The sequence below is a fragment of the Streptomyces sp. NPDC059456 genome (assembly GCF_042750055.1).
Lineage (GTDB): Bacteria > Actinomycetota > Actinomycetes > Streptomycetales > Streptomycetaceae > Streptomyces.
Genome location: NZ_JBHYVA010000058.1, coordinates 1 through 21,450 on the forward strand (window position 1 = coordinate 1; position 21,450 = coordinate 21,450).

The window sequence follows — 21,450 nt, forward strand, 5'->3', positions numbered from 1 at the left end:
TTGTGTTTTTTTTATAAGACACCGCCCCGCTCCCCGGGGGGGTGGGGGGGCCCCCCCCCATAAACTTCCCCTTCCCCCGGGGGGGCCCCCCCCGGGGCGCGGGGGGGCGCGCGGGGTGTGTTTCCCGCGCGGGCGGCCCCCCCGGCCCTCGGCGTATTCCCCTCCGCTCCGTGGCGGAAAGGAACTCCCGTTCTTTGTGATGCACAGTGCATCGAATATATGCACGGAAACCACCCATTGGGGTGAACTCGCAGCAGGTTGCCGCCCGTTCACTCTCCGTGCGTAAAAATTCCCAGGGTCAGCGGCCGTCGGCCCGCGATGTCCCCCATTGGCGGCGCGGCGGCTCCCATCTCCCCGGGGGTTCCACCACCTTGAACAGCAACACCTTCCGCATGCCCGCAGCCGTCCTGCTCGCCACGGGAGCGGTCGCCCTGCTCACCGCCCCGCCCGCCTTCGCCACCACGGGCGCCGGCCCGGCCGGCGGCAGCGGCGGCGAGGGCACGTCCGGTGCGGTCGTCCTGCGCGCCGGACTGGACGTGAGCCTGCTCAACAAGACCGTCGACGTGCCGCTGAAGACCACCCTCAACGAGGTCAGCGCGCCCGCGACGGCCCAGAAGACCGCCCTCTCCGTGACCCTCGACGGCGTCGAGGGCGGGCAGCCGGTGAGCGTGCTCCGCGCCGACGTGGCCACCTCCAAGGCCACCGCGGACAAGAACCGCGCCGAGGCGGAGGCCGGCCTGGCCAACGCCAAGGTGCACGTGCCGGGGCTGCCGCTGCTCTCCCTGATCCAGGTGGAGAAGGTCACGTCCAAGGCCGTGTGCGAGGCCGGCAAGAAGCCAGTGGCCAACGCGAACGTGCTGGGCGCGGTGACCGTCCTGGGAAAGAAGGTCACCCTCTCGGCCGGGGGCCCGACCAGGATCGAGGTCCCCAAGGTCGGCTCGGTCGGCCTGGAACTCTCCACCACGTCCACCACCTCCACCACGGCCGCCGCGGCCGCGCTGCGGCTGAAGGTGTCCGTGAACCCGCTGGACCTCAATGTGGCGCAGGTCGACGGCGAGCTCGGGCTCGCCGAGGCGCACTGCGAAGCCCCGGCCGGGCCGGCCCCGCAGCCGTCGGACCGGCCCGACGTCAAGCCGCAGAGCGCCCCGGGGACCGGGGCCGGGATCACCACCGGCGCCAACCTGGCCGAGACCGGCGGCGGTTCGCCGGCCCCGTACGTCGCCGGGGGTGCGCTGGTCCTGCTCGGCATCGGCGCCACCGCGCTCGTCGTGACCCGGCGCGGCCGCACCTCCTGACGGGCCCGGGGTCAGCGGGTGGCGTGCACCAGCCCCTGCTTGTCGGCTCCGCGCGACAGCACGGCGGCGCTGACCTGCTTGTCGACGGCGGAGTACGCGGACTGCCTGGCTGCGCCCAGCCCTGCGTCGGAGGGGGCGCAGGAGGTGCACACGACGCGGAACGGCGGGTCCATGTCCGAGTACTGCGTGAGGTACTCGGCCTTGGTCACCTCCCAGCGGCCGGGGTGGGCGGCCGCCGGGGCGAACGTGAAGCGCGGGATCGAGGACATGTTGCCGCGCGCCTTGTCGGCCTCGTAGAAGCTGGCGACCTGGTCGCCCATGCCGAACACGACCCAGGTCCCGTTGATCTTCTCGTAGGGCTGCGGAACGTGGTTGTGCGTGCCCAGGATCAGGTCGATGTCGGGGAGCCCGTCCGGGCCGCGCGAGGCCGTGAGCGCCTGCGCCAGATCGAGCTGCTGCTTGTCCGGGGCCGTCTGCCACTCGGTGCCCCAGTGGACGCTGAGGACGACGACGTTCGCGCCGGCCGCCCGGGCCGCCCGGGCGTCGGCGATGATCCGGTTCTGGTCGAGCAGGTTCACGGACCAGGGCTTGCCGGCCGGGACCGGGATGCCGTTCGTCCCGTACGTGTAGTCCAGCTGGGCGACCTTGGCGCCGCCGGCCGAGAGCACCGCCGGGGCCTTGGCCTCCTCGGCGCTGCGGGCCGAGCCGACGTGCTTGATGCCGACCCGGTCCAGGTGCTCCAGGGTGCGGACGAGGCCGTCGTAGCCGTCGTCCAGGGTGTGGTTCGAGCCGGTCGAGCAGCTGTCGTAGCCGGCGTCCTTCAGGGCGTCGGCCAGCTGGTGCGGGGCCTTGAACGCGGGATATCCGGTGTAGGGGCCGCCGGGCCGGCCGTACGGTATCTCGTGGTGGCATATCGCCAGGTCGGCGGCGGCCACCAGGGGCTTGACCCCCGCGAATATCTTGCGGAAGTCATGGCTCTGGCCGCTGCCCCGCGCGTCGTCCGCCGCCCGCTCGACGATCGACGGGTACGGGATGATGTCGCCGGTCGCCACCAGCGTGAACGGTCTGGCGCCGGCGGGCGTCGTCGCACTCGCCTTGCCCGCGCTCGCCCTGCCCCGGCCGGGCTCGGCCCCGAGCCGCTGCTCGCCCGCGTCCTTGCCGTGGTCGAGCAGGCTCGGCAAGGCCAGGATCCCGCCGGCGACGGCCGCCACCGCGACCGCCGCCAGGCCCGTCTTCACCTTCGTGTGCACTCCCGACCCCCCGGTTTCCCGCTGTTGCCGAGATCATCGCCTACCCCGGCCCGCCCCGCCAACGGAGCCTTGGCCTCCGGATCTTCCCGGCGCCGCGGGGCGCAGCCGGTCAGCGTGCGGTCAGCGCCAGCGCGTGGTCGAGGGCCTGGAGCAGACGCCCCGTCGTTGCCCGGTCCCGGACCGCCAGCCGGAGCCAGGAGTCGTCCAGGCCCGGGAAGGTGTCCCCGCGACGGACCGCGAAACCCAGCGCGCGCAGCCGCGTGCGGACCTCCGCCGCGCCCGCCACCCGGATCAGGACGAACGGCCCCGCCGCCACCCCCGACACCGTGATCTCCTCGAACTCCGCGAGTCCCGCCAGCAGGTGCTCCCGGTCCACGGCGATCTGCCGGGCCGCGGCCTCCGCCTCCGCCAGCGCCGCCGGGGTCGTACAGGCCTCCGCCGCCACCAGCGCCGGCGTCGACACCGGCCACAGCGGCTGCGCCGCCGCCAGCTTCGCGATCACCTCGGGCTCGGCCAGCACGTAGCCGATCCGCAGCCCCGCCAGGCCCCAGGTCTTGGTCAGGCTCCGCAGCACCACCAGACCCGGCAGGTCCGTCCGCCCGGCCAGCGCCTGCGGCTCGCCCGGCACCGCGTCCATGAACGCCTCGTCCACGACCAGGATCCGGCCCGGCCGGGCCAGCGCGGCCAGCGCCGCCGCCGGGTGCAGGACGGACGTCGGGTTGGTCGGGTTGCCCACCACCACAAGGTCCGCTTCCTCCGGCACCGCCGCCGGATCCAGCCGGAACCCGTCCGCCGCCCGCAGCACCACCCGCTCCACCGTGTGCCCCGCGTCGCGCAGGGCCGCCTCCGGCTCCGTGAACTGCGGGTGCACCACCACCGGGTGCTCGGCGCCCAGGGCCCGCGCGATCAGCACGAACGCCTCCGCGGCCCCGGACGTCAACAGCACCCGCTCGGCCGGCAGCCCGTGCCGAGCCGCCACCGCCGCGCGGGCGGCCCGCCCGTCGGGGTATGCGCAAAGGCCGTCGAGCGAAGCCGCGATGCGCTGCCTGAGCCACTCGGGCGGGGTGTGCGCCCGTACGTTCACCGCGAGGTCGACCAGCGCGCTGCCGTCGCCGCGCACTTCCGCGTCCCCGTGGTGGCGCAGGTCGTGGGCCTGCGCGGTGGCCACGGCACAGGTCGCCGCCACCGAGCGGCGCTTCGGTACGAGCAGCTCCCCGCCGCCCGCGAGCGCCGCGGCCTCCGCCACCGAGGAGGTCCCGGTGGCGTCGCGCACCGCATCGGAGGGGTGCGGTACGCGGATACCCGCCAGCTCCTCGGCGGGATAGCTCAGCAGCGGCACGCCGAATCGTTCCGCCGCGCCCGTGATCCCCGCCTCGCCGGCCTTCGACTCCACCGTGGCCAGCGCCTTCACCGACCCGGCGGCCAGCCCCGCCCCCCGCAGCGTCTCCTCGACCAGGGCGCAGACCTCCGCCACGGACACCCCCGCGCGTCCGCCGACCCCGACCACCAGCTGCGTCGCGTACTCGCCCACCGGGTTCATGCCCCCTCCGTAGTCGTCAATGGTTCGTGACCCGCCGCCCGCGCGCGCACGTGCGCACGGGCCGAGGAGTCGGTATTCAGGGGCACATGGCCGTGATCGTGGCGTTGGGCGCGTTCCTGATGACCCTGGCGGGCGGATGGACGGCGCAGCGCGTCACCGACCGCCGCCACCTCGTGCTGGGCCTGGCCGGCGGGCTGATGCTCGGCGTCGTGGGCCTCGACCTGCTGCCGGAGTCGCTGCACGCGGCCGGCCGCGAGGTGTTCGGCGTTCCGCTCGCCCTGCTGCTCTTCGTGGCCGGGTTCCTGATCGCGCACGTCGTGGAACGCCTGCTGGCGGTACGGCAGGCCGCGCACGGCGCGGAGAACGGCGGCCGAGTCCCCGAGGTCGGGCTGACGGCGGCCTCGGCGATGGTCGGCCACAGCTTCGCCGACGGCGTCGCCCTGGGCGCGGCCTTCCAGGTCGGCGGCGGGATGGGCGTGGCCGTGTCGCTGGCCGTCATCACGCACGACTTCGCCGACGGGTTCAACACCTACACGCTCACCCGGCTGTACGGCAACGCCCGCCGCAAGGCCCTGATGATGCTCTTCGCGGACGCGGTGGCCCCCGTACTGGGCGCGGCGTCCACCCTGCTGTTCACTCTTCCGGAGGAACCTCTCGGGGCGTACCTCGGCTTTTTCGGCGGCGCCCTGCTGTACCTGGCGGCCGCCGAGATCCTGCCCGAGGCGCACCACAAGCACCCCGCCCTGTCCACGCTGATGTGCACGGTGGGCGGAGTGGCCGGGATCTGGCTGGTGGTGGGCCTCGCGGACTGACGTCACCGGTGCGCTGCCGCCGCTTGCGCGAAACGCCGGGCCACGGAGGGTTCCGCCGCCCAGTGCGTGTGCAGGTAGCTGGCGTGCACGCCCTGCTGTACGAAGCCCTCGACCCGGCGTTCGGGGTGCGTGAACCCCCAGGCCGGGGCGGCGCCGGCGCCGGGTTCGATCACCGTGCGGTGGAACTCGTGGCCGCGCAGCCGGGTCCCGGTGGCGGCGAGGGGGCTGTCCGAGACCGCGACGGCCTCGCGGTAGCCGAGGGTCAGGCGCTCCGACATCCGCGCGTCGGCGTCCAGGACCCCGCACATGGGCTTCCCGTCCAGCGACCGCGCCAGGTACAGCAGCCCGGCGCACTCGGCGGCGACCGGGCCTCCGGCCGCGGCGAAGGCGGCCACGGCCGCCCGCAGCGGTTCGTTGGCGGACAGTTCGGGCGCGTACATCTCCGGGAAACCGCCGCCGATCACCAGGCCGGCGGTGCCGTCGGGCAGCGCCTCGTCCCGCAGCGGGTCGAAGGTGACGACCTCCGCACCGGCGGCGGTGAGCAGCTCCGCGTGCTCGGCGTAGGAGAACGTGAACGCGGCCCCGCCGGCGACGGCGACCACCGGCCGTCCGCCGGGGGCTCCGCCGTGGCCCGCGGGCGCGGCGCCGTCGCCGGGGCCCTGCGCCAGGCCGTCCGGCGTCCGGGGGCCCTGCGGGGACCACGCCTCGCAGTCCAGCGGCGGGGCCGTGCGGGCCAGCGCCAGCAGGGCCTCCAGATCGCAGCCCGCCCGGACCTGCTCCGCCAGCGCGGCGACGGAGGACAGCGCGTCCGACCGCCGCTCGGCCACCGGGACCAGCCCCAGGTGCCGCGACGGCGCGGCCACCTGCGGAGCCCGCCGCAGCACGCCGAGGACCGGCGTCCCGGCCTCCTCCAGCGCCTCCCGCAGCATCGCCTCGTGCCGGTCGGAACCCACCTTGTTGAGGATCACGCCGCCCAGGCGCACCTGCGGGTCGAACGACGCGAAGCCGTGCACCAGCGCCGCCACCGACCGCGACTGCGAGGAGGCGTCGACCACCAGCACCACCGGCGCCCGCAGCAATTTCGCGACCTGCGCCGTCGACGCCAGCTCACCCCGCCCCGCGGCCCCGTCGTAGAGGCCCATCACGCCCTCGACGATCGCCAGGTCACACCCGGCGGCCCCGTGCGCGAACAGCGGGGCCACCAGCTCCGGCCCGCACATGAAGGCGTCCAGGTTGCGCCCGGGCCGGCCCGTGGCCAGCGCGTGGTAGCCGGGGTCGATGTAGTCGGGCCCGGCCTTGTGCGGGGACACGGCGAGGCCGCGTCCCGAGAAGGCCGCCATCAGGCCCGTCGCGACCGTGGTCTTGCCGCTGCCGGAGGACGGCGCGGCGACGACCAGGCGCGGAACGTGCAGCGGTCTCACCACTCGATGCCCCTCTGGCCCTTCTGGCCGGCGTCCATCGGATGCTTGACCTTGGTCATCTCGGTCACCAGGTCCGCGAACTCCACCAGCTTCTCCGGGGCGTTGCGCCCGGTGATCACCACGTGCTGGGTACCGGGACGGTTGCGGAGCACCTCGATGACCTCGTCGACGTCGATCCAGCCCCAGTGCATCGGGTACGCGAACTCGTCGAGCACGTACAGCTTGTGAGTCTCGGCGGCCAGGTCGCGCTTGACCTGCTCCCAGCCCTCCTTGGCCGCCTGCTCGTTGTCGAGCTGCGCGTCCCGCTGGACCCAGGACCAGCCCTCGCCCATCTTGTGCCAGACGACGGAGCCGCCCTCGCCGGAGGCGCCGAGCACCTTGAGCGCGTTCTCCTCGCCGACCTTCCACTTCGCCGACTTGACGAACTGGAACACCCCGATCGGCCAGCCCTGGTTCCAGGCGCGCAGCGCCAGCCCGAAGGCCGCCGTCGACTTGCCCTTGCCCGGACCGGTGTGGACGAAGACGAGCGGGCGGTTGCGGCGCTGGCGCGTCGTGAGTCCGTCGTCCGGAACGACGGTCGGCTGTCCCTGCGGCATTACGCGGCCCTCCTGGCGGTGTGGTGAGACGGGGAAGTTGCTGCGGTACGTACGTTCTTCACGAGCCCGGCCAGCGAATCGGCCCGCAGCCCGTCGAGCGTGACGGCGGGCCCGCCGAGGTCGGCGGCCAGCACACCGGCCAGCCCCAGCCGGACCGGCCCGGACTCGCAGTCCACGACCACGGACGTGACGCCCTGCGCCTGGAGCAGCCGGGCGCTGCGCCCGGCCAGCTCGCGCGGCGAGCCGTCCGCCCGGCCGGCGGCGGAACCGGCCGGGGAGCCCGCACCGGCGGAACCGGCCGAGGTGGCCCGCCCGTCGGTGACGACCACGAGCAGCGGACGGCGGCTGGGATCGCGCAGCCGCTCGATCCGCAGCACCTCGTGGGCCTTGAGCAGGCCGGCGGCGAGCGGGGTGCGCCCGCCCGTCGGCAGCTGTTCGAGCCGGGCCGCGGCCGCGTCCACCGAGGAGGTGGGAGGCAGCGCCAGCTCGGCGGCGGCGCCCCGGAAGGTGATCAGGCCGACCTTGTCGCGGCGCTGGTAGGCGTCCAGCAGCAGCGAGAGCACCGCGCCCTTGACCGCGCTCATGCGCTGCCGGGCGGCCATCGACCCGGACGCGTCGACCACGAACAGCACCAGGTTGCCCTCGCGGCCCTCCCGGGTGGCCTGGCGCAGGTCGTCCTTGCGGACCACCAGACCGCGCCCGGCCCGCCCGCGCGCCTTCTGGTGCGGGGCTGCGGCCTGGACGGTCGCCGCGAGGTGCAGCTTCGTCAGCTGGCCGCGGGGGCGCTGGGAGCCGGTGGTCCGGCCGTGCGCGGTCCGGGCGCGCGAACGCCGCCCGGACGCGCCCTCGCCGAGGCCCGGCACGCTGAGCACCTTGGTCCGGAACGGCTCGGCGGCCCGTACGGCGGCCTGCTCGGGCGCCGCCCCGTCCTGCGAGGCGGGCTGGCGCTCGGGGGCCTCCGGTGCCTCCGGGGCCGAGGGGGCCGGGTCGTCCTGCGCTCCCGGATCCTCGGGCGACCGGGGCGCTTCGGGCGCCTCGGGTCCGCTCTGCGGCGGGACCCCGCCGCCTCCGCCGTCCGGGCCGCCGTCCTCGGGGCCGCCGTCGTCGGGACCCTGCGGCTCGGGGTCGGGCTCGTCGTCCGGCTCCTCGTCGGGGAAGCGGTCCAGGATCTCGTCGAGCTTGTCCTCGTCGAGGCCGGGCGCGTCGAAGGGATTGCGCCGGCGCCGGTGGGGGAGCGCCAGCAGGGCGGCCCGGCGGACGTCCTCCTTGTGTACGCGGGTGCGCCCGGCCCAGGCCGCCAGCGCGGTGGCGGTCCGGGCCATCACGATGTCGGCGCGCATGCCGTCGACCTCGAACCCGGCGCAGGCGGCGGCGATCTGCAGCAGCGCGGTGTCACCCAGCACCACCTGGGGGAGCAGGGCGCGGGCGGCCACGACCCGGGCGCGCACCTCCTGCTCGTCCCCGGCCCAGCGGCCCGCGAAGCCCGCGGGATCGTCCTCGTAGGCGAGCCTGCGGCGCACCACCTCGACGCGCTGCGCGGGCTCCCGGGAGGCGGCGACCTCCACGGTCAGCCCGAACCGGTCGAGCAGCTGCGGCCGCAGCTCGCCCTCTTCGGGGTTCATGGTGCCGACGAGCAGGAAGCGGGCGGCGTGCCGGACGGAGACGCCCTCGCGCTCCACGTAGGAGGCGCCCATGGCGGCGGCGTCGAGCAGCAGGTCGATCAGGTGGTCGTGCAGCAGGTTGACCTCGTCGACGTACAGGATCCCGCGGTGCGCGTCGGCCAGCAGACCGGGCTCGAAGGCCTTCACGCCCTCCGCGAGGGCCCGTTCGATGTCGAGGGCTCCGACGAGGCGGTCCTCGGACGCGCCGACGGGCAGCTCCACCATGCGCGCGGGCCGTGCGGATCCGGGGCCGGGCTCGTGCGGACCGTCGGGGCAGGCCGGATCGGGGGCGCCGGGCGCGCAGGAGAACCGGCAGCCGGGCACGACGTCCACCTGCGGCAGCAGCGCCGACAGGGCGCGCACGGCGGTGGACTTGGCGGTCCCCTTCTCGCCGCGCACGAGCACGCCGCCGACCGCGGGGCTCACGGCGTTGAGCAGCAGCGCCAGGCGCAGGTCGGTCTGGCCGACCACGGCGGTGAACGGGTAGGGCGTGCTCATGTGGTGCCCCCTCCTTCGTGGGTACGGGTACGGGTACGGCAACGGGTGCTGCGGCCCGGCCTGCGTGCGGGACGGCCGGGAACGGCCGCCGCGCACGGACGGGCCCGGCCCCTCACGGGGCACCCGGGGGCAGGAAGGGCAGGCCCGCGGGGGCGCCGCCCTCGATCAGCCCCAGCAGCGCACGCGTGTCGGCGTGCTCCTCGATCAGGTCGCCGAGCAGGTCCAGCTGTTCCTCCCGCAGCGCCGAGAACGACGTGTCCGGCGCCGGGACGAAGCGGCGCCCGGCGGCGGCCGCGACCTCCCGCAGGAACGCCCGGCGGAAGCCGTCCGACTCCAGCGAGCCGTGCCAGTGGGTGCCCCACACCGACCCGACCCGGCAGCCGTCCAGGAACGGCTCGCCGCCCAGGACCTCGGCCACCCCGTGGTGGATCTCGTAGCCGGTGACCGGTTCGCCCAGCGCCGTGCCCTCCGGCCGCGCCAGGGTCTTCTCCACCGCGAACCGCACGCGCACCGGCAGCAGCCCGAGCCCCGCCACCGAGCCGGCCTTCGACTCGACCTCGTCCTCGATGTGCTCGCCGAGCGCCTGGAAGCCGCCACAGACACCCAGCACCGGGCGGCCCTCCGCGGCCCGCCGCAGCAGCGCGTCGGCCAGCCCGCGCTCCCGCAGCCACTCCAGCGCCCTCACCGTGCCGCGCGTCCCCGGTACGACGACCAGGTCCGCGTCGGCCAGTTCCTCGGCCCGGTCCACGAAGCGCACCACCACGCCCGGCTCCGCGGCCAGCGCGTCGACGTCCGTGAAGTTCGACATCAGCGGCACCGCGCACACCGCGACCCGCAGCACGTCCTCGCCGACCGGCGGGGCCACGACCGACTCGCGCACCGCGCCCCGCAGGGAGACCCGCAGCCCGTCCTCCTCGTCGATGCCCAGCCCGTGCCGGAAGGGCAGCACGCCGTACGTCGCCCGCCCGGTGAGGGAACGCAGCATCTCCATCCCCGGCTCCAACAGCGACACGTCGCCGCGGAACTTGTTGACCATGTAGCCGGCGATCAGGGACTGGTCCTCGGGTGACAGCAGCGCCGTCGTCCCGAAGAACGAGGCGAACACGCCGCCCCGGTCGATGTCCCCGACCACGACGACCGGGAACCGCGCGGCCCGCGCGATGCCCATGTTCACGATGTCGGTCCGGCGCAGGTTGATCTCGGCCGGACTGCCGGCCCCCTCGCAGATCACGGCGTCATACGTGCCCCGCAGCTGCTCCAGGCAGTCCGTGACGATCCCGAGGAGCTGTTCCTGCCTGCCCCCGTGGTAGCCGCGCGCACTCATCTCGCCCACCGGCTTGCCGAGCAGCACCACCTGGCTGCTCCGGTCGCTGCCGGGCTTGAGCAGCACCGGGTTCATCAGCGCCGTCGGCTCCACGCGGGCCGCCTGCGCCTGCATCGCCTGCGCCCGCCCGATCTCGGCGCCCTCGCGCGTCACGAACGAGTTCAGCGACATGTTCTGCGCCTTGAACGGCGCCACCTTCACGCCCTGCCGGGCCAGCCAGCGGCAGATCCCCGCCGTGACCACGCTCTTGCCGGCGTCCGAGGTCGTGCCGGCGACGAGGAGTCCCCCGCCCAGCTTTCCGCCGCTCACCGGCGTCCCCTCCCAGTCCCACGGGTCACCGCACAGCGCAGTGCCACACACGCCCCCAGGGCCAGCCACGTCACCTGACGTGACAGCCGTACCGCCCGTTCGATGTCCGCCACCTCCACCGGCCGCCCCGCGCCGCCGTTCAGCACGGCCCGGTGCTCGATCCGGCCCCCGTACGCCAGGGTGCCTCCCAGCCGGACGCCGAGCGCCCCGGCGAACGAGGCCTCGACGGGCCCGGCGTTCGGGCTCGGGTGCTTCGCGGCGTCCGCACGCCAGGCCCGTACGGCTCCCCGCCGGTCGGGGCCGGCCAGTACGGCGGCCAGGGCCGTCAGCCGGGCGCCCGGCCAGCCCGCGAGGTCGTCGAGCCGCGCGGAGGCCCAGCCGTAGCGCAGGTGGCGCGGGGACTTGTGGCCCACCATCGCGTCGAGGGTGTTCACGGCGCGGAACGCCAGCAGCCCGGGTACCCCGGCTGCGGCGCCCCACACCAGGGCCCCGACCACGGCGTCGGAGGTGTTCTCGGCGACCGACTCCACGACGGCGCGGGCCATCTGCTGTTCGTCCAGGGCCTGCGGATCGCGCCCGCACAGGTGGGGCAGCCGCTCCCGGGCCACCTCGGCGTCCCCGGCGGCGAGCGCGCCGCCGATGGCGCGTGCCTCCCGGCCCAGCGAGGTTCCGCCGACGACGGCCCAGGTGGCCACCGCGGTCAGGGCGATACGGGCGGCCGCGGGCCGGGAGCGCACGGCGCGGGCGCCCAGCGCGCCGACGGCGGCCGCGCCCCCGGCGCACACGAGGGTGTGGACGAGGCCCCGGGCGCGGTCGTCGCGCCACAGGGCGCGTTCGACGGCGGTGGCGGCTCGTCCGAAGGCGGCCACGGGGTGCCCTCGGCGCGGATCACCGAGGATCCGGTCGCCGATCAGGCCCGCCGTGGCGCCGTACGCGAAGACGCGGTCGGCACGCATGGTGGCAGGTATGTCCTCACTCAGGGTCCGCGCCCTGGTTCGACGTGTCCGGCGGTGGGAGTTCCTGGCTCCCGGGGCGCACGTGCCGCGTGCTCCCCGGTGACAGTGGCGGGACCGCGCCGGATTCGCACCGGACTTCCTCTCCATGCCGCCGTATTGGCTCGCGCAGTCCACCACGCACCGCGAAGGCCCGTCAACTCGCCGTTGACCTGCGGCGGGGCAGCCCGCGGCAACGGCTCCCGGGCACGGGAAAGCTCCCCCCGGGAAACCCGGAGGGAGCTTTCGTACGCCGTGTCCGAACCGGTCAGGCGACGATCAGGTAGAAGCCGTACACCACGGCCGCCGCGACGACCGCGAAGCAGACGTACGCACCGCTGCGGGCCAGGGTGGCGCTGCCGCCCTGCTCGGTGGCGGCCTCGTGCTTGGAGAGACCCACCAGGCCCATCGTGAACAGGGCCACGAGCGCGACGGTGGCGGAGAGGCTGACCCCGAAGACGGAGCCGAGTGCTGCCCAGTCGATCTTCATACTGCGGAATCCTCTGTCGTTCTCGGGGTCAGACCGCGGCGGCGGGGGCCGCCGGAGCCGCGGGGGCGGCGGCCGGGATGGTGGCCTTCAGGTCCTCGTCGGTGACCGCTGCGGTCGTACCGGCGGCGGCTTCGGCGGCCATGGTCGGCGGGACGGTGACGGCGGCCATGGCCGTGGTGACGACACCCGGCTCCTCGGCCGCGGCGGCCTGCGCCTCGTTGACGTTGCTGTGGTCGACGACCTGGCGGCGCGAGATGAGCCAGATGGCGACGCAGGAGGCGACCAGGAAGAGCGCGACGGCGGCGACGCCGATGTCACCGGTGCGCATGACCAGCTCGGCGCCGGAGGCGACGACGGCGGCGGCCGGCAGGGTCAGGCCCCACGCGATGAACATGCGGGTGGCGGTGGACCAGCGGACCACACCGCCCTTGCGGCCCAGGCCCGCACCCATGACGGCGCCGGAGCACGCGTGGGTGGTGGAGAGGGAGAAGCCGAGGGTGGAGGAGGCCAGGATGACGCTCGCGGCCGAGGTCTGGGCGGCGAAGCCCTGCTGCGGCTGGAGGTCGGTCAGGCCGCTGCCCATGGTGCGGATGATGCGCCAGCCGCCCAGGGAGGTGCCGAGCGCGATGGCCAGACCCGCGGAGACGATGACCCACACCGGCGGGTTCGCGCCGGAGTCCAGGGCGCCGCCCGCGACGAGGGCCAGGGTGATGATGCCCATCGTCTTCTGCGCGTCGTTGGTGCCGTGCGCGAGGGAGACGAGACCGGCCGAGGCGATCTGCCCGGCGCGGTAGCCCTTGGTGGCGGTCTTGCCGCCGACCTTGCCACCGAGCTTGTACGTGACCTTCGAGGCCAGCATCGCGGCCACACCGGCCACGATCGGGGCGGCGACCGCGGGGATCAGCACCTTCGTGACGACGACGCTGCCGTTGACCGCGCCGATGCCGGCGGAGGCGACCGCGGCGCCGATCAGGCCGCCCATCAGGGCGTGGGAGGAGCTGGAGGGGAGTCCGACCAGCCAGGTGACGAGGTTCCAGAGGATCGCTCCGACCAGCGCGGCGAAGATCACTTCCGGCTGGATGCCCTCCTCGTTGATCAGACCCTTGGAGATCGTCTTGGCGACCTCCACGGACATGAACGCGCCGACGAGGTTGAGCACGGCGGACATGGCCACCGCCGTCTTGGGCTTGAGGGCGCCGGTCGAGATGGTGGTGGCCATCGCGTTGGCTGTGTCGTGGAAACCGTTCGTGAAGTCGAACACGAGAGCGGTGATGATCACGATCCCGAGGAGAAGCGTTATGTGCTCCATTTACCCAGGCTTCTGTTTGGCGTCAGTGGCTCGGCGACCGTAGGCAACCTGAGTGAACGGAAGATGAACTGACTCGGGCGGAGCGGTGTACTGGCCCGTCGTGCCATCGGGACCTTCGTCCGGTTTTTTTGGCTGATATCCCGATTAATGCACGTCAAAGAGGGGTGAACGAACGGCTCCGCGGGGGTGCGGAAGCCCCCGGGCCCGCCCCCGAGGGGCCCTGGAAGTGATCCAGATCACTTCGCCGGCCGCATCTGCGAGAGGCTCTTCGCGATCCCTGCCCGGCGCCGCCCGGCCTCAACCGGAGCATTCCGCTCCTCCGGTGGCCCGTTCGCGCTCGCGCCCCGACACTGGAGCGGTGCGTACCGCCACAGCGACGGCCGCGGCCGTCGCGACCACCCTCGTCGGGGCCGGTGCGGCCGCGGTCGCGGCCGGCCGGTACGCGGCCGACGCCGCCCAGCGGCACGACCCCGGCCGCCCCCTGCCCGGCGGACCGCGGCTCAGCGTCCACGCCGCCGGCTCCGGCCGCGTCACGCTGACCCGCTCGCTGGCCTCCCTGCTCCCCGGCACGTACGGGCTCACCGCCCCCGGGGTGCACGCCGTGGTCGGGCCCGTCCTCGACGGCGCCGCCCAGGGCCCGGACACCGTCGTGCGCCGGCTGCTCGCCGTCACCCACGGAAGCCTCGAACCCGGCGCCCGCGTCACCCTCACCCCCCAGGTCCACGCGGGCAACCCGCGCACCGCCCTCGGGCTCGACCACGCCGACGTCGACGTCCCCGGCGAGCTCGGCGCACTGCCCGCCTGGTTCGTGCCCGGCGCCCGCGACACCTGGGTGATCGCGGTGCACGGGCTCGGCGCCACCCGCGAGCACCCGATGGTGGTCATGCCCTTCCTGCACGGCCAGCGGATGCCCGTCCTCGACCTCGCCTACCGGGGCGACCTCGGGGCCCCCGCCTCGCCGGACGGTCTCGGCCACCTCGGCGAATCGGAATGGCGGGACGTGGACGCCGCCATCCGCTACGCCCTGCGCTACGGCGCCCGCCGGGTCGTCCTGCACGGCTGGTCCACCGGCGCCGCCATGGCCCTGCACGCCGCCGAGCGCTCGGCCCTCGCCGACCGGATCTCCGGACTCGTGCTGGACTCGCCGGTGCTCGACTGGCACACCACCCTGCGCGCACTCGTCGCCGCGCGCCGCACCCCCGCCGCACTGGTGCCGTTCGCGGTCCGGGCCGCCGAGGGCCGCGCCGGGCTGGGCGCCGACCACCGGCCCCCGGGCACGGACCCGGGCGCGCTGCGCGTCCCCGTGCTGATCTTCCACGGCCCGGACGACACGCTGGCCCCCTGGGAGCCCTCGCGCCGGCTCGCCGCCGCCCGCCCCGACCTGGTCACCCTGCGGACCGTCCACGACGCCCCGCACGGGGCGATGTGGAACGCGGATCCGGCCGGATACGAGGAAGGCCTGAGGCGGTTCCTCACCCCTCTTATGTGAAGGCCGTGTGCCGGACGGGACGGGGAGGAGGCATTCTCCCCGTATGTCCCCCCGACGGGCGCCGATAATGGCTGGTTCCGTTTGGGCTTTCGGCCGGTGACGGGCGAGACTGCTTCCGTGACGTCCCGAAAGCCTGATGAGCAGTTGGCTCGCGACTCCAGACTCCGACTCGTCTCCCCGCGGTCCGTCGCCGCGGCCCGCAAGGCGGTGACCGACCGACGCGCGCGTCCCGCTGCCCGGCCCCCGGCAGGAACCCCGGCCACGGCCGAACTCGCCAGCCGGGCCCGGGCCTCGCTGGCCGACGCCGTACGGCTCGCCCGCTGGGCCGAGCTCCACCTCGGCGCCGGTGACGGAGGCCGCCCCGCCCCGGCGGGAGCGCTGCCCGCCGCCGACGTCGAACGCGCCGCCGGCGCACTGCACCTGACCCACGGACAGATCCGGGTCGGCTGGGACCGAGCCCGGCTCGCCGGCCTCGTCGAGGTGCACGGCGGCCAAGCCCGGCCCGGCTGGCGGCTGCGGGCCTGGGACCGCGACGACACCGCCGTACTGCGCGGCTGGGTGGCACTGTTCGACGCCTGGTCCCTGGTCCACCCGGCGCCCGCCGACATCGCCCCCGCGGTCGTCGCCGAGGTGGTCGAGGCGATGCCCCAACTGCTCTCCCTGCTCCAGCTGTCCGCCGGTCCCGTGACCGTTCCGGACCTGCTGGACCTGCTCGGCCAGCGGGTCACCGAACTGCGCGACGAGCGGTGCGAGGTCCCCTACGACGCCCCGGCGCGCGAGACTTCGCCGGCTGACGGGACGTCGGCCACGGCCCGGGCCGCCACCCAGGAGGTCAGGGCCCGGGCGGCCACCACGCAGGCCGCCACCACGGAGGCCGCCACCACGGAGGCGGCCGCCACGCATGCCGCCGCCACGCAGGCGGTCGCGGTGCAGGCGGCCCCCGCACCGGCGGCCGAGCCCGAGGCCGCCGGCCATCCGGCGCCCGTCCCGCTCGCCCGGCTGCTGCGCTGGGCGCTGGGCGGACTCGCCGCCGTCGACGCCGTCACCCTCGGCCCCGCGCAGGCCACCCTCACCCCGCTCGGCAGCTGGGCCGTCTGGGTCAAGCTCGAACAGATCTGTGTCGCCGCGCAGAGCCCGGCCGGCAACATCGAGCAGTCCGCCGCCGCGATGCTGCACGGCTGCGCCCGGCTCACCCCGGGACCGGCCCGCGCCGAGTACCGGGCCTGGCTCGCCGCCCGGCCCGTCGGGCACGCCGTCAGCGAGCTCCTGCACGCGGCCCGCGGCGAGGACGCCCTGCTGCGCGGCCTGGCCTTCGAAGCCCTGCGCGTGGTCGGCGGCCCGGCCGAACCCGAGGTGCGCGCCGCCGTCCGCGACCCCGCGCTGCGGCCCTACGCCCTGCTCTGGCTCGCCGAGCACGACGGGGTGGACCCCGACGAGGCCCAGGACGTGCTCACCGCGGAGGAGTCGACCTGGCTCTGGGTGGACACCGCGGCCGCCATCGCCGACCACGGGGAGGCGGAGCTGCTGGCGCGCCACCTCGACTCGGCCGTCCGGACCACCGTCCCGCGGCTGCTGGACGAGGTCCGCGCCGTCGGCCACCCGCGCACCGTCCAGGTCCTGGTCGCGCTGGCGGCCGCGCACCCCGACCCGGCCCTCGCCAAGGCGGTCCGCCGGGCCGCGTTCCAGGTGCACACCGGCGGGGCGTAGGCGCCGGGGTCGCAGGCGCGGGGGGACGGCGCGCCGCGGGCTCAGACCTGCGGCGCGTACGTCCCGAAGCTCCAGACGTTGCCCTCCGCGTCGCGGGCCATGTAGTCGCGCGATCCGTAGTCCTGGTCGGTGGGCTCCATGAGGATCTCCACCCCGTGCTCGGCGGCCCGGCGGTGGTGCGCGTCCACGTCGTCGACGACGACGTAGACCCCGACCGGCCCGGCGCCCTCCATCACCTTGTCGAACACGCCGCCGCGGCCCTTGCTGCCGAGCATCACCGCGCCGTTCCCGTAGGACAGCTCGGCGTGCATCACGGCCCCGTCGTCACTTTCGTACACCGCGACCTGGGTGAATCCGAACGCCTCCGTCAGCTGCCGGACCGCTGCCTTGGCGTCGGCGTAGAGCAGGGTCGGAAAGATGGACGGAACGCCTGCCATGACGATCACTCCTTCTGGTGGTCGTGGACGTGACCCACGCCACAGCATGGCAGGAGGCGCCGACAGCGGCCGGGAGGCGGTCACACGAGGCGGCCACGGGCGGGCGGCCGGGCGGCTGCCGCAGGCGGTCAGCGGAAGGTGTTGCACTGGGCCATGTCGCCCGTCCGGTAGCCCTGGTAGAACCACTGCTGGCGCTGCTGGGCCGAGCCGTGCGTCCAGGACTCCGGGGTCACGCGGCCCTGGAACCTCTCCTGGATCCGGTCGTCGCCGACAGCCGCCGCCGCGTCCAGGCCGTCCCTGATGTCCTGGTCGGTCAGGGTGGTGATCAGCGGCCGGCCCGTGGACCTGTCCGGGGTCCTCGTCGCGTGGTGCGCCCACACCCCGGCGTAGCAGTCGGCCTGGAGCTCGACCTTGACCGCGTTGCTGTTCGCGCCCTGCCGGCCGTCCTGTGCCTTCTGCAGGGTTCCGGTCAGGTTCTGGATGTGGTGCCCGTATTCGTGGGCGACGACGTAGGCCTGGGCGAACGGGCCGCCGCTCGCGCCGAACTTCGTCCGCAGCTCCTCGAAGAACCCCAGGTCCAGGTAGACCTGCCGGTCGACCGGGCAGTAGAAGGGGCCGACCGCCTTGGTCGCGGTCCCGCAGCCGGTGTTCACGCGGTCGGCGAAGAAGACCGTGGACGCCGGCGCGTACCGGCCGCCGCGCCGGGTGAACTCGCCCCTCCAGAAGTCCTGGGTGCTGTTGACGACCGCGACCAGCCGGCAGTCCTCCCTGCTGTTCGCGTCCCGCCCCGTGCGACAGCTCTGCTGCACCTCGCTGAGGGACGAGGAGGTCGCCACCGGCTCCGGGTTCCCCGAGGACAGCCCCAGCTGGTCCGGGCCCACCCCGAAGAGCAGCCCGAGGACCAGTGCGATGAGGCCCGCGATGCCGCCGCCGATCGTCGCCCGCCCGCCCGGGACGCGGCTGCCGCGCACGTCCTTGACCTCGGACGTGTCCAGATTGGCGTCGTCGTCGAACTGCATGCCGCATCGCCCTCGATTCCACGTGGCCGCCCCTGCGGCGCGGTATCACCCGCTCCATCCTGATACGCGCCCGGGCCCACCGGGCGGTCAACGCCCCCATAACCAGTTGCACACCCCCGGTAGAATGAATCCCATGGCAAATCTCCTCGCGGATTAGCGGCGTCGAAGCATCGCGTCCTGCCCCCCTTCCGCCGTCCCCCCGCCCTGGAGTATTTCCGTGATCACCGCCACCGGCATCGAGCTGCGCGCCGGCGCCCGCGTCCTCATCGAGTCCGCTTCCTTCCGCATCGCCAAGGGCGACCGGATCGGCCTGGTCGGCCGCAACGGAGCGGGCAAGACCACCCTCACCAAGTGCCTCGCCGGTGAGGGCCAGCCCGCCGGCGGCTCCATCGCCCGCTCGGGCGAGGTCGGCTACCTCCCGCAGGACCCCCGCACCGGCGATCTCGACGTGCTCGCCCGCGACCGGATCCTGTCCGCGCGCGGCCTCGACGTCCTGATCAAGAAGATGCGGATGAACGAGGAGCGCATCGCCACCGGCTCCGGCGCGACCCGCGAGAAGGCGCTCAAGCAGTACGAGCGCCAGGAGACCGAGTTCCTGACCAAGGGCGGGTACGCCGCCGAGTCGGAGGCCGCGACCATCTCGGCCGCCCTGAGCCTGCCCGACCGGGTCCTGGGCCAGCCGCTGCACACCCTCTCCGGCGGTCAGCGCCGCCGCGTCGAGCTCGCCCGGATCCTCTTCTCGGACGCCGACACCCTGCTCCTCGACGAGCCCACCAACCACCTCGACGCCGACTCGATCGTCTGGCTGCGCGACTACCTGAAGAACTACCGCGGCGGCTTCGTCGTGATCTCCCATGACGTCGACCTGGTCGAGACCGTCGTCAACAAGGTCTTCTACCTGGACGCCAACCGCTCGGTCATCGACATCTACAACATGGGCTGGAAGCTCTACCAGCAGCAGCGCGAGGCCGACGAGAAGCGCCGCAAGCGCGAGCGGCAGAACGCCGAGAAGAAGGCCGCGGCCCTGAACTCGCAGGCCGACAAGATGCGCGCCAAGGCGACCAAGACCGTCGCCGCCCAGAACATGGCCAAGCGCGCCGACCGCCTGCTCGCCGGCCTGGACGCCGTCCGCGTCTCCGACAAGGTCGCCAAGCTGCGCTTCCCGGACCCGGCGCCCTGCGGGAAGACCCCGCTGACCGCCGAGGGCCTGTCGAAGTCGTACGGCTCCCTGGAGATCTTCACCGACGTCGACCTGGCCATCGACAAGGGCTCCCGCGTCGTCATCCTCGGCCTCAACGGCGCCGGCAAGACCACGCTGCTGCGGCTGCTCGCGGGCGCCGAGCAGCCGGACACCGGCGAGGTCACCCCGGGTCACGGCCTCAAGCTCGGCTACTACGCCCAGGAGCACGAGACGCTCGACCCCGACCGCACGGTCCTGGAGAACATGCGCTCCGCGGCGCCCGACCTGGACCTGGTCGCCGTACGCAAGACGCTCGGCTCGTTCCTCTTCTCCGGCGACGACGTGGACAAGCCGGCCGGTGTCCTGTCCGGCGGCGAGAAGACCCGTCTGGCCCTGGCCACGCTGGTCGTCTCCTCGGCGAACGTGCTGCTCCTCGACGAGCCCACGAACAACCTGGACCCGGCCAGCCGCGAGGAGATCCTCGGCGCGCTGCGCACGTACAAGGGCGCGGTCATCCTCGTCACGCACGACGAGGGCGCGGTCGAGGCGCTGGAACCGGAGCGGATCATCCTGCTCCCGGACGGCGTCGAGGACCTGTGGGGCCCGGACTACCGGGACCTCGTCGCCCTCGCCTGACGTCCGCCGGCAGTGCCCCGCGACCGCCCGGCAGGTTGATCCAGTTCCTTATGGATCATTCGGCTCAGGCGTGATCCATCATCTGAGTGAGACGGTCTCGTACCTCTGCGCTCTGTACGACGGCCCCGGCCGTGCCCGCCCGGGCGCGGCGCCGGGGCCGTCTTTTTTCTGCGACCGGCCCCTGACCTGGAGATTCCTGGTGAGGGTGGAGAAGTGTGACGGACGTCATGCAACGGAAGGGGAGATTCCGTTCTGCTCGTGCGTCCATCGCCGGAGAAATGCCGTCGTACCGACCTTGCTGAATGGGTGGCCAGGAAGCCGGGGAGGGGTGATCATGAGAAGTCCAGAGCGCACTTCCCATGAGGAGGCACGGGTGGCCGAGACTCTGAAGAAGGGCAGCCGGGTAACCGGCGCCGCGCGCGACAAGCTCGCGGCAGACCTGAAGAAGAAGTACGACTCCGGTGCGAGTATCCGTGCGCTGGCCGAGGAAACCGGCCGGTCCTACGGATTCGTCCACCGGATGCTGAGTGAGTCCGGAGTCGTGCTGCGTGGTCGCGGTGGCGCGACGCGCGGCAAGAAGGCGGCTACGGCCTGACCCGGATCTCCCCCCGCCACCGCTGGGGGTACCCCCGGGCCGACAGGCCCGGGGCCGGGGTGCAACGCGCACGTCTGCCCACACCGCGGTTCCTTCGGTGACCCCCGGTCGACCGTCCGGTCGACTGGGTGGTTACTGTGCAGTCACTTAGGCCGGGAGGCGGCCGACTGCACACCGGAGGCACACAGATGGCTCTGCTCGACAAGGACGGCGTACGGCTCACGGTGGACGACTCGGTCGCCACGGTGACACTGACCAATCCGGCCAAGCGAAACGCTCAGTCCCCCGCGCTCTGGCGGGCGTTGACGGAGGCCGGAAGGTCGCTGCCGGGCACCGTCCGGGTCGTGGTGCTGCGCGGTGAGGGCCAGTCCTTCTCCGCCGGACTCGACCGGCAGGCGTTCACCCCCGAGGGTTTCGAGGGTGAGCCGTCCTTCCTCGATCTGGCGCGCGGTTCGGACGAACTGCTCGACTCCACCATCGCCGAGTACCAGGAGGCCTTCACCTGGTGGCGACGCAACGACATCGTGTCCATCGCCGCCGTGCAGGGGCATGCGATCGGCGCCGGCTTCCAGCTGGCGCTGGCGTGCGACCTGCGCGTGGTCGCGGACGACGTGCAGTTCGCCATGCGCGAGACCAGCCTGGGCCTCGTGCCGGACCTCGCCGGCACCCAGCCGCTGACCTCGCTCGTCGGCTATGCCCGCGCGCTGGAGATCTGCGCGACGGGCCGCTTCGTGCATGCCGAGGAGGCGGAGCGGATCGGGCTGGCCAACCTGGTCGTCCCGGCCGGCGAACTCGATGCGGCGGTGCAGGACCTCACGACGGCGCTGCTGGCTCCGCCGCGGGACGCCGTGATCGAGACGAAGGCGCTGCTCCGCGACGCCGGATCCCGG

General features: G+C 74.0%; 18 protein-coding genes and 1 riboswitch. Of the genes, 7 read left to right on the plus strand and 11 right to left on the minus strand.

Going from position 1 to position 21,450, the window contains the following annotated elements; translation table 11 throughout:
• Window positions 1–371 precede the first annotated feature (371 nt).
• Window positions 372–1,295 carry an SCO1860 family LAETG-anchored protein gene (locus ACFXA3_RS08305; protein ID WP_385183701.1) on the plus strand — a complete coding sequence of 308 codons (924 nt, stop codon included), beginning with the start codon at window positions 372–374 and terminating at the stop codon, window positions 1,293–1,295.
• 11 nt (window positions 1,296–1,306) lie between these two features.
• Here the strand turns inward: ACFXA3_RS08305 and ACFXA3_RS08310 are convergent, their stop codons facing one another.
• Window positions 1,307–2,545, minus strand: coding sequence for a CapA family protein (locus tag ACFXA3_RS08310; RefSeq protein WP_385183704.1), 1,239 nt, complete (start codon window positions 2,543–2,545; stop codon window positions 1,307–1,309).
• Window positions 2,546–2,654: 109 nt separating this feature from the next.
• Window positions 2,655–4,085, minus strand: a complete 1,431-nt coding sequence (gene cobC / locus ACFXA3_RS08315) for an Rv2231c family pyridoxal phosphate-dependent protein CobC (protein ID WP_385183707.1) — start codon at window positions 4,083–4,085, stop codon at window positions 2,655–2,657.
• Between the two features lie 86 nt (window positions 4,086–4,171).
• Here cobC and ACFXA3_RS08320 point away from each other — a divergent pair, with 86 nt between their 5' ends.
• A complete protein-coding gene (locus tag ACFXA3_RS08320; protein ID WP_385183709.1) occupies window positions 4,172–4,897 on the plus strand; it encodes a ZIP family metal transporter in 726 nt (241 codons plus the stop codon).
• Window positions 4,898–4,899: 2 nt separating this feature from the next.
• Here the strand turns inward: ACFXA3_RS08320 and ACFXA3_RS08325 are convergent, their stop codons facing one another.
• The 7 genes from ACFXA3_RS08325 to ACFXA3_RS08355 all read right to left on the minus strand — a co-directional run bounded on the left by ACFXA3_RS08325 (window position 4,900) and on the right by ACFXA3_RS08355 (window position 13,497).
• Complete coding sequence (locus tag ACFXA3_RS08325; RefSeq protein WP_385183712.1) at window positions 4,900–6,321, minus strand: cobyrinate a,c-diamide synthase; 1,422 nt, start codon at window positions 6,319–6,321, stop codon at window positions 4,900–4,902.
• On the minus strand, window positions 6,315–6,914 hold the full coding sequence (gene cobO, locus ACFXA3_RS08330) for a cob(I)yrinic acid a,c-diamide adenosyltransferase (RefSeq protein ID WP_385183715.1): 600 nt from the start codon (window positions 6,912–6,914) through the stop codon (window positions 6,315–6,317). Before cobO ends, ACFXA3_RS08325 begins: the two co-directional genes overlap by 7 nt.
• Entirely contained in the window at window positions 6,914–9,073 is a 2,160-nt protein-coding gene (locus ACFXA3_RS08335; protein WP_385183718.1) for a putative cobaltochelatase, read from the minus strand. Before ACFXA3_RS08335 ends, cobO begins: the two co-directional genes overlap by 1 nt.
• A 112-nt stretch (window positions 9,074–9,185) precedes the next feature.
• Window positions 9,186–10,691, minus strand: coding sequence for a cobyric acid synthase (locus tag ACFXA3_RS08340; RefSeq protein ID WP_385183743.1), 1,506 nt, complete (start codon window positions 10,689–10,691; stop codon window positions 9,186–9,188).
• Between the two features lie 11 nt (window positions 10,692–10,702).
• Complete coding sequence (locus ACFXA3_RS08345; protein ID WP_385183720.1) at window positions 10,703–11,662, minus strand: cobalamin biosynthesis protein; 960 nt, start codon at window positions 11,660–11,662, stop codon at window positions 10,703–10,705.
• 38 nt (window positions 11,663–11,700) lie between these two features.
• Window positions 11,701–11,852: riboswitch (cobalamin riboswitch) on the minus strand.
• 114 nt (window positions 11,853–11,966) lie between these two features.
• Window positions 11,967–12,188: a hypothetical protein gene (locus ACFXA3_RS08350; protein WP_385183722.1), complete on the minus strand. Its 222-nt coding sequence runs from the start codon at window positions 12,186–12,188 to the stop codon at window positions 11,967–11,969.
• A 28-nt stretch (window positions 12,189–12,216) separates the two neighbouring features.
• Window positions 12,217–13,497, minus strand: coding sequence for an anion permease (locus ACFXA3_RS08355; protein WP_385183724.1), 1,281 nt, complete (start codon window positions 13,495–13,497; stop codon window positions 12,217–12,219).
• A 358-nt stretch (window positions 13,498–13,855) separates the two neighbouring features.
• Here ACFXA3_RS08355 and ACFXA3_RS08360 point away from each other — a divergent pair, with 358 nt between their 5' ends.
• Entirely contained in the window at window positions 13,856–14,986 is a 1,131-nt protein-coding gene (locus tag ACFXA3_RS08360; RefSeq protein ID WP_385183726.1) for an alpha/beta hydrolase family protein, read from the plus strand.
• Window positions 14,987–15,103: 117 nt separating this feature from the next.
• A complete protein-coding gene (locus ACFXA3_RS08365) occupies window positions 15,104–16,693 on the plus strand; it encodes a hypothetical protein (RefSeq protein WP_385183729.1) in 1,590 nt (529 codons plus the stop codon).
• A gap of 41 nt (window positions 16,694–16,734) precedes the next feature.
• On the opposite strand, the gene ACFXA3_RS08370 is transcribed toward ACFXA3_RS08365, so the two are convergent.
• Window positions 16,735–17,130 (minus strand): VOC family protein, encoded by a 396-nt coding sequence (locus ACFXA3_RS08370; RefSeq protein ID WP_385183732.1) that lies wholly within the window; start codon window positions 17,128–17,130, stop codon window positions 16,735–16,737.
• Between the two features lie 128 nt (window positions 17,131–17,258).
• On the minus strand, window positions 17,259–18,149 hold the full coding sequence (locus ACFXA3_RS08375) for a neutral zinc metallopeptidase (protein WP_385183734.1): 891 nt from the start codon (window positions 18,147–18,149) through the stop codon (window positions 17,259–17,261).
• A gap of 217 nt (window positions 18,150–18,366) precedes the next feature.
• Between ACFXA3_RS08375 and ACFXA3_RS08380 the strand changes: the two genes are divergently transcribed.
• The 3 genes from ACFXA3_RS08380 to ACFXA3_RS08390 form a co-directional block, all read left to right on the plus strand.
• Window positions 18,367–19,965: an ABC-F family ATP-binding cassette domain-containing protein gene (locus tag ACFXA3_RS08380; RefSeq protein ID WP_385183737.1), complete on the plus strand. Its 1,599-nt coding sequence runs from the start codon at window positions 18,367–18,369 to the stop codon at window positions 19,963–19,965.
• Window positions 19,966–20,338: 373 nt separating this feature from the next.
• Entirely contained in the window at window positions 20,339–20,560 is a 222-nt protein-coding gene (locus ACFXA3_RS08385) for a helix-turn-helix domain-containing protein (protein ID WP_054222696.1), read from the plus strand.
• Between the two features lie 188 nt (window positions 20,561–20,748).
• A partial coding sequence (locus tag ACFXA3_RS08390) for an enoyl-CoA hydratase/isomerase family protein (RefSeq protein ID WP_385183740.1) occupies window positions 20,749–21,450 on the plus strand: 702 nt, incomplete at its 3' end.